The following is a 2064-nucleotide window of genomic DNA, read 5'->3' as shown; positions in this document are numbered from 1 at the left end:
GCCCTGGGCTACCGGACCCCGTTGAACCCAAACGAGCAGTCCAAGCGCGACGACAACCCGCTCAACGTCCGTCGCCGTATCCTCGACAGCTACAGCCAGGTCGGCTTCGACGGCATCGACAAGGCCGACCTACGCGGCCGGTTCCGCTGGATGGGCCTGTACACCCAGCGCGCCGAGGGCTACGACGGCACCCACACGCACGACGACAACATCGACTATCTCGAAGCGCCGTACTTCATGATGCGCGTGCGCACCGACGGCGGCCACCTGGATGTGGCGCAGCTTCGGACGCTAGCTGGCATCTCGCGCGACTTCGCGCGCGGCACCGCCGACGTCTCCGACCGACAGAACATCCAGTACCACTGGATTGAGATCGAGAACGTTCCGGAGATCTGGCGTCGCCTCGACGAGGTCGGCTTGGATACCACCGAAGCCTGCGGCGACTGTCCGCGCGGCATGCTGGGTTCCCCGCTCGCCGGCCTCTCGGCCGACGAGATCATCGACGGCACCCCGGCGATCGCCGAGATCAAGCGCCGCTACATCGGCAACCCGGACTTCTCGAACCTGCCGCGCAAGTTCAAGACCGCGATCTCCGGCCAGCAGGATGTCGTGCACGAGATCAACGACGTCTCGTTTGTCGGCGTCGTGCACCCCGAGCACGGCCCGGGCTTTGACCTCTGGGTCGGCGGCGGCCTCTCCACCAACCCGATGCTGGCGCAGCGTCTGGGCGCCTGGGTGCCGCTCGCCGAGGTCCCGGATGTTTGGGAAGGCGTCATCTCGATCTTCCGCGACTACGGTTACCGTCGCCTGCGCTCCAAGGCGCGTCTGAAGTTCCTGCTCAAGGATTGGGGCCCGGAGAAGTTCCGGCAGGTCCTGGAAGGCGAGTACCTCCAGCGGAAGCTGATCGACGGTCCCGCACCCGAGCAGCCGAAGCACCCGATCGACCACGTCGGTGTCACCGCGCAGACCAACGGCCGATTCGCTGTCGGATTCTCCGCCGTGTCCGGCCGTCTCTCGGACACCGCGCTCTTTGCCGTCGCCGACGCCGCCGAGCGCGCTGGCGCTGATTCGGTCCGCTTGACCCCGTACCAAAAGCTGGTCGTGGTCAATGTGCCCGAAGACAAGGTCGCCGGGCTCGAAGCCGACCTGGAGGCGGTGGGTCTCACCGCGCGGCCGTCGCTGTGGCGACGCAATCTGATCGCCTGCACCGGACTGGAGTACTGCAAGCTGAGCTTCACCGAGACGCGCAGCCGCAGCCAGGCCCTGGTGCCGGAGATGGAAAGTCGACTCGCCGAGCTCAACGAGCAGCTCGACGTGCCGATCACCATCAACTTCAACGGCTGCCCCAACTCGTGCGCTCGCGTGCAGGTCGCCGACATCGGCCTCAAGGGGCAACTGATCGACGACAACGGCACCCCGGTCGAAGGCTTCCAGGTCCACCTCGGTGGCGCCCTCGGCTTCGACAGCGGGTTCGGCCGCAAGCTGCGTCAGCACAAGATCTTCGCCGACGACTCGATCGACTACATCGAGCGCGTCGTCCGTAACTTCATCGCCGCCCGGATCCCCGGCGAGCGCTTCGCCGAATGGGTGGCGCGCGCCGACGATGCTGAGCTGCAGTAAGGCATGAGCGATATGACCACCACCCTGGAACACGGGCACCTGCGGGAGATCGCCGAGGCCGGCGCCCGACTGCTCGGACCGGACGCGTCCGCCGAGGAACTGTTTCGCTGGACGGCGGACACCTTCGGTACCGACTTTCTGATCGCCGCCAACATGCAGGACGCTGTCCTGATCGATGTGGCGAGCAAGGCGATCGGCGCCGAGACGATCGCGGGCGCACAACTGAAGGTGCTCTTCCTGGACACCGGTTACCACTTCGCCGAGACCATCGGGACGCGCGACGCCGTCGTCGACGTCTACAACCTCGATGTGATCAACGTGGAGCCCGAACACACTGTCGCCCAGCAGGACGCGCTACTCGGCAAGAATCTCTACGCCAGCAATCCCGCCGAATGCTGCCGTCTGCGCAAGGTGGTGCCGCTGAAGGCCGCACTGGCCCCCTAC

Annotated in this window: 2 protein-coding genes; both read left to right on the top strand. The window is 66.2% G+C overall.

Annotated features, from left to right (window positions below; all coding sequences use genetic code 11):
- Positions 1 to 1620, top strand: a 1620-nt coding sequence (locus WAW85_RS12790; RefSeq protein ID WP_422559986.1) for a nitrite/sulfite reductase, incomplete at its 5' end; no start/stop codon positions are given.
- A 12-nt stretch (positions 1621 to 1632) separates the two neighbouring features.
- On the top strand, positions 1633 to 2064 hold a 432-nt coding region (locus WAW85_RS12785), incomplete at its 3' end, for a phosphoadenosine phosphosulfate reductase family protein (protein ID WP_422559987.1).

Origin of the sequence: Gordonia sp. (in: high G+C Gram-positive bacteria), from assembly GCF_049299075.1 — a bacterium.
Classification (GTDB): Bacteria; Actinomycetota; Actinomycetes; order Mycobacteriales; family Mycobacteriaceae; genus Gordonia.
The sequence above is the reverse complement of the archived record's forward strand: the minus strand, read 5'-3'. Positions and strand labels throughout refer to the sequence as shown.